Source organism: Micromonospora sp. D75 (genome assembly GCF_018070405.1).
In the GTDB taxonomy this organism is placed as follows: Bacteria; Actinomycetota; Actinomycetes; order Mycobacteriales; family Micromonosporaceae; genus Micromonospora; species Micromonospora chalcea.
On record NZ_JAGPXV010000447.1, the window covers coordinates 1 to 4990 of the forward strand.

Genomic DNA, 4990 nt, shown 5'->3' on the forward strand with positions numbered 1-4990 from the left:
CCTGGACCTGGCGAGCGAGCCGCACCTGACCGTGTTCGGCGACGCCGAGTGCGGCAAGACGAACCTGCTGCGGCTGATCGCCCGGGGGATCGCCGAGCGGTACACCCCGGCCCAGGCGCGGCTGGTCATCGCCGACTACCGGCGCGGCCTGCTCGGCGCGGTCGAGGGGGACCACCTGCTCGACTACGCGCCGTCGAACCAGGTGTTCAGCCAGGGTCTCGGCTCGATCCGCAGCGCGTTGCAGAACCGGCTGCCCGGCCCGGACGTGACCACCGCGCAGCTGCGCGACCGGAGCTGGTGGAAGGGGCCGGACCTCTACATCCTGGTGGACGACTACGACCTGGTCGCCTCCGGCGGCAGCAATCCGCTCAGCGCGCTGCACGAGCTGCTGCCGCAGGCGCGGGACATCGGCCTGCACCTGATCGTCACGCGGCGGGTCGGTGGTGTGGCCCGGGCGCTGTACGAGCCGGTGCTGCAGCGTCTGCGTGAGCTGGACTCGCCGGGACTGCTCATGTCCGGCAGCCGGGAGGAGGGCGCGGTCTTCGGCAACCTGCGGCCGACCCCGCAGCCGCCGGGCCGGGGCACGCTGGTGCGCCGCCGCGACGGCCAGCAGCTGATCCAGACCGCCTGGACGGAACCGGTCTGACGGGACGGACGTCGGGCGTCACTTCCGGTAGCGTCGGCCCGATCGATCGTCGCGATTACGGGGAGAGCCGGAGTTGAGCAGCCCGTCGGGTATCGGTGGAGCCCTGGAGGGCCTGTTGCGGCAGGCGCAGGAGCAGCAGCGGCGGATGGCCGAGCTCCAGCGGCAGCGTGCGGAGCTGCGGGTCACCGGGGAGAGCCCGGACGGGCTGGTGCGGGTGACCGTCGACGGCGACATGAAGGTCGGCGACATCGAGCTGAACGCGCGCGCCATGCGGTTGGACAGCTTCTCCCTGGCCGAGGCGATGCAGGCCGCGATCGACGCGGCCTACGCCGCCTTCGAGGAGCGGCAGCGGGAGATGCTGGGCGAGATGCTCGGCGACTCCGAGACGGTCCGCCGGGCGCAGGACGGCACGCTGACCCCGGAGGACTGGTTCCGTCAGTTCGGGGTGGATCTGTCCGACCCGACCCGCAATCTGCGGCGCTGAGCGAGAGGGGACGATGATGCCGAACACCGTCGACGTCGACGCGATCCGGAAGGCGAGCCGGATGCTCGACGCCCCGGACGGGCCGATCCAGTACCTGCGCAACGTCGAGGCGCTGCTGGCCGAGGTCAAGCTGCCCGGCGGCGCGCTGAGCTGGTTCGGCACCGGGGCGGTGGAGCGGCACAACGCGGCCGTGGACGGGCACCTCGACAACGTCCGCACCGGCGCGGAGCATCTGCGCAAGGCCGCCGCGCAGCTCGAACAGAGCGCGCAGAACTGGGAGAAGTCGGATCAGCCCTGGGTGGTCAAGTGACCGGCCGGGCCCGCCGGGGGAAGGACGCCTGATGCCACCGGAGATCCTCATCGCCAACGCCTCGGGGACGGTGACCGGCTCGGTGTCGGTCGCCCAGACCACGGCGCCGGTGCGGTCGGCCGCGGCCATCGCCCGGGGCAACCTGGTCTGGATCGCCGCCTCGGCGGCGCTGATCGGCACCATCCTCTACCTGGAGTCCTTCGACAACCAGCAGGTGAACGAGTCCATCAAGAAGTGGGACGAGGCGGCCCGCCTGCTCGGCGCGGACCAGTTCGGCGCGGCGATGGCGGCGGTCCCGCCGGAGGCGTCGGAGTGGGACTTCGACGACCGGGACGCGTTCGACCAGTTCATGCGCAAGCTCGGCGCGGAGATCAACTCGCTGGCCGAGGCGTTCGCCGCCAACCGGGACACGCTCACCGCGGCCCGGGACGCGTACAACGACGCGGTGTCCGGCCTGGCGCAGGCGCTCATGCCGATCCTGGTCGCGGTGATCGCCTCGATCGCGCTCCAGTTCTTCCCCGCGACCACCGCGCTGGCCCAGGCCATCGGCATCGCCGGCCTGGCCGCCACCGCCGCGATCCTGGTCCTGGTCTTCGGCGAGATCAGCGCGTTGCTGCACGCGCTGATGGCCGCGTTCCACACGGACAGCCGGTTCACGTTCACCGCGGACTCCCGGCCCGGCTGGGCGCCCGCCGGCTCCGACCCGGACATCAAGGACATCAAGATCGACTGGGTTCGGGACTCCGCGTTCTACAGGTGACGGGAGCGGGGCATGGACACTCTGATCTTCGTACTGTTCCTGTACGTCCTGCTGACCATTCCGGTCTTCGTGCTCCTGATGCTGTTCGCCGTGCTGACCCGCTCGGCGCGGCTGCGGCGGGCCGCCGAGGTGGTCTCGCTGAGCGCCTGCGCGGCGCTGCTGGTGCTGACGTTCGAGCGCGCGTTCGAGAAGCCGCTGCTGTGGATCGTGGTGGTACTGCTGGTCGCGGTGCTGGCCTTCGGTGTGTCGACGATCGTCAAAGCCGCACGTGAGCGGCCCTGACCTCGGGACGGACCGTCCAACTCGTACGGACAGCGCCGGATCGCCTTGCCGATTCCGGGCTGTCGGAGTACGTCGATGGGCCGGCAGGGCTGCGCGGGTTGGACATCGTCCGCTACGGTTCGGATGAAGTGTCCGTCGGTGGGGTGTGTTCGCCTTGCCGCGGGGGAGGGCGCGGCGGAACCGCCGCCACAAAAGACGGAAGGGTGTGAAGCATGGCGTTCGAGGTCAGTGCAGCGACTCTGCACACCGCCGCGAGTGACGTGCGGTCCACGCGCAGCGAGGTTGACGGTGAGCTCAAGAAGCTGTGGAACGTGGTCGACGACCTCGCGATGGCCTGGAAGGGCCAGGCGTCCACGGGCTTCCAGAGCCTGATGACTCGCTGGACCGAGGACACGAACAAGCTGCTGACCGCGATGGACAACATCGCGGACCTGCTCGACAAGTCGGGCACCACGCACCAGGTCAACGACGAAGAGCAGCAGCAGATGCTGGACAAGTTCCACGCTGCTCTCAACCCGTGATCCGCGAAGACAGGCAGAGGAGGAATCGATGAGCATCAAGGTTGACTACGCTGTTCTGGAGAGCAGCAACCAGCAGATGCAGGCCATCTCGCGGATCATCGACGAGAAGCTGGACACGCTGCGGGCGATGCTGACCAAGCTCGAGTGGGAGGGCCAGGACCGGGCCGCCTACCAGCAGCACCAGGCCCAGTGGGACGCCGCCGTGCGGGACATCAACAAGGTCCTGAACGAGATCGGCGGCGCGGTGGGCATCGCGCGCGAGAACTACATGACCACGGAGATGAGCAACTCCAAGGTCTGGGGCAGCTGACCCCCGACCGGTCCACGACGGCTCCGCTCCGGCTCGTGCCGGGCGGAGCCGTCGTGTATTCCGGCCCTGTCTCGTGTATTTCCGGCCCGGCCGTGCGGCGCGAGGCGACCGGTCAGGCGTCCTGCGGGACGTCCCGCCGGCCGGGGCGCCATCCGCGTCGCCGGCCGCGGGTCAGGATCGGCCGCAGCGTCAGCAGGACCCCGGCGAGCAGCCCGCCGACGACGGCGACCCAGATCGCGACGGTGCGCTGCCAGGCCAGCGGATCGGTGGGCGGCGCCGGCGGCGGCATGGCGCCCAGCGGCGGGTCCGTGCGGGTGCCGAGCAGGCTGGTCACCGCCCGGTAGGGGTTGACCATCCCGTAGCCGACGTCGGCGTTGTGCCCGTCGGGCGGGTTGTCGGCGGTGCGGGTCAGCCGGTAGGCGACCTCGTCGGCGCTGATGTCGGGGTGCGCGGCCCGCACCAGCGCGGCGACACCGGAGACGTACGCGGTGGCGAAGCTCGTGCCGCCCTGCGGCTCGGCCCGGTAGCCGGACCCCTGCGGCGCGGGCCCGAGGATGTTCAGCCCGGGGCCGGCGATGTCCACATAGTCCCCGCTGACCGAGCTGCCGACGTGGCCGCCCTGCTCGTCCACACCGGCGACGGCGATGACCCCCGGGTACGCGGCCGGATAGGCCGGCCGGTCCTCCCGGTTCTCCTGCCGGTTGCCGGCGGAGGCGACGACCACCACGTCCTTGCCGAGCGCGTACTGCACCGCCGATTTCAGCTGCGGGTCGTCGAGCGTGACCAGGGACAGGTTGATCACGTCGGCGTCGTTGTCGACCGCCCAGCGGATCGCCTTGCCGATCTCGCCCGGCACGTCCGGGTCGAAGTTCTCCTTGTTCTCGGCCAGCACACGCAGCGGCAGGATGCGGGCCTCCGGCGCGATGCCGGTGTACGGCGAGCCGGTGCCCTCCCGCCCGGCGATGATGCCGGCCACCATGGTGCCGTGCCCGACCAGGTCACACTGGCCCTGAAGCCGGACGAGCTGGTTGAAGTCCTCGCCGGGGAGCACCCGCCCGCGCAGCAGGGGATGCGACGGTGAGACCCCGGAGTCGATCACGGCGACGGTGATCCCCGCGCCCTTGCCGACCCGCCACGCGGAGGCCGGGTCGAGGCGGCTCAGCGCCCACGGCGTTTCGGTGGGCGCGGGGCCGCCGGTCGGCCCGCACTTCGGGGCGGCCACGGCGGGCGCGGGCACCGCCAGCGCGCCGCCGAGCAGAGCGGCTGCCGCCGCTGCCGAGAGGACGGTCCGGATCGGGTGTCCGGCCCGGGCGCGCCCTTTTGTCGCGCCCGGCCGCAAGCTGTCGCGCACGCGGTGAGATTACCGTCGCGCCGGCCCGCGCGGGCGCACGCGGTCGCGGGAACCGGTCACCGGTCGGCGGTGACGTCCCCGGCCGGCTCGGCGGCGAAGAGGGCCAGCAGGGCGCCGACCTGCTGGTCGGCCTCCGCCGGGTGCCGGAAGCGTCCCTTCGGGTTGATCGTGTACTCGTTGCGCCGCCCCACGCGGGTGCGCCGCAGGTAACCCCCGGCTTCCAGGTCGGCGACGATGGCCTGGGCCGCCCGCTCGGTGACGCCCACCTCGTCGGCCACGTCCCGCAGCCGCTCCGTGGGGTAGCGCGCGATCGCCAGCAGCACATG

8 protein-coding genes and 1 pseudogene are annotated in these 4990 nt (G+C 71.6%); 7 read left to right on the forward strand and 2 right to left on the reverse strand.

Going from position 1 to position 4990, the window contains the following annotated elements; translation table 11 throughout:
* The 7 genes and pseudogenes from KBX39_RS22775 to KBX39_RS22805 form a co-directional block, all read left to right on the forward strand.
* Positions 1-646 (forward strand): annotated as a pseudogene (locus tag KBX39_RS22775) (type VII secretion protein EccC); the annotation flags it as partial.
* A gap of 73 nt (positions 647-719) precedes the next feature.
* Complete coding sequence (locus KBX39_RS22780; RefSeq protein WP_210872422.1) at positions 720-1130, forward strand: YbaB/EbfC family nucleoid-associated protein; 411 nt, start codon at positions 720-722, stop codon at positions 1128-1130.
* A gap of 16 nt (positions 1131-1146) precedes the next feature.
* Positions 1147-1440 (forward strand): hypothetical protein, encoded by a 294-nt coding sequence (locus KBX39_RS22785; RefSeq protein ID WP_043327083.1) that lies wholly within the window; start codon positions 1147-1149, stop codon positions 1438-1440.
* Between the two features lie 31 nt (positions 1441-1471).
* Positions 1472-2200 carry a hypothetical protein gene (locus tag KBX39_RS22790; protein WP_043327081.1) on the forward strand — a complete coding sequence of 243 codons (729 nt, stop codon included), beginning with the start codon at positions 1472-1474 and terminating at the stop codon, positions 2198-2200.
* A gap of 12 nt (positions 2201-2212) precedes the next feature.
* Complete coding sequence (locus KBX39_RS22795; RefSeq protein WP_043327079.1) at positions 2213-2482, forward strand: hypothetical protein; 270 nt, start codon at positions 2213-2215, stop codon at positions 2480-2482.
* 212 nt (positions 2483-2694) lie between these two features.
* Positions 2695-3003, forward strand: coding sequence for a WXG100 family type VII secretion target (locus tag KBX39_RS22800; RefSeq protein WP_043327078.1), 309 nt, complete (start codon positions 2695-2697; stop codon positions 3001-3003).
* 28 nt (positions 3004-3031) lie between these two features.
* Positions 3032-3313: a WXG100 family type VII secretion target gene (locus tag KBX39_RS22805; protein WP_043327076.1), complete on the forward strand. Its 282-nt coding sequence runs from the start codon at positions 3032-3034 to the stop codon at positions 3311-3313.
* A gap of 112 nt (positions 3314-3425) precedes the next feature.
* Here KBX39_RS22805 and mycP read toward each other — a convergent pair whose 3' ends face one another.
* Positions 3426-4664 (reverse strand): type VII secretion-associated serine protease mycosin, encoded by a 1239-nt coding sequence (gene mycP / locus KBX39_RS22810; RefSeq protein WP_233607771.1) that lies wholly within the window; start codon positions 4662-4664, stop codon positions 3426-3428.
* 56 nt (positions 4665-4720) lie between these two features.
* Positions 4721-4990, reverse strand: a 270-nt coding sequence (locus tag KBX39_RS22815; protein WP_210872424.1) for a helix-turn-helix domain-containing protein, incomplete at its 5' end; no start/stop codon positions are given.

Excerpts from the sequence above, each read along its gene's own strand:
- KBX39_RS22800 (WP_043327078.1), top strand. The coding sequence starts at position 2,695 with ATGGCGTTCGAGGTCAGTGCAGCGACTCTGCACACCGCCGCGAGTGAC.
- KBX39_RS22805 (WP_043327076.1), top strand. The coding sequence starts at position 3,032 with ATGAGCATCAAGGTTGACTACGCTGTTCTGGAGAGCAGCAACCAGCAG.
- KBX39_RS22790 (WP_043327081.1), top strand. The coding sequence starts at position 1,472 with ATGCCACCGGAGATCCTCATCGCCAACGCCTCGGGGACGGTGACCGGC.
- KBX39_RS22795 (WP_043327079.1), top strand. The coding sequence starts at position 2,213 with ATGGACACTCTGATCTTCGTACTGTTCCTGTACGTCCTGCTGACCATT.
- KBX39_RS22785 (WP_043327083.1), top strand. The coding sequence starts at position 1,147 with ATGCCGAACACCGTCGACGTCGACGCGATCCGGAAGGCGAGCCGGATG.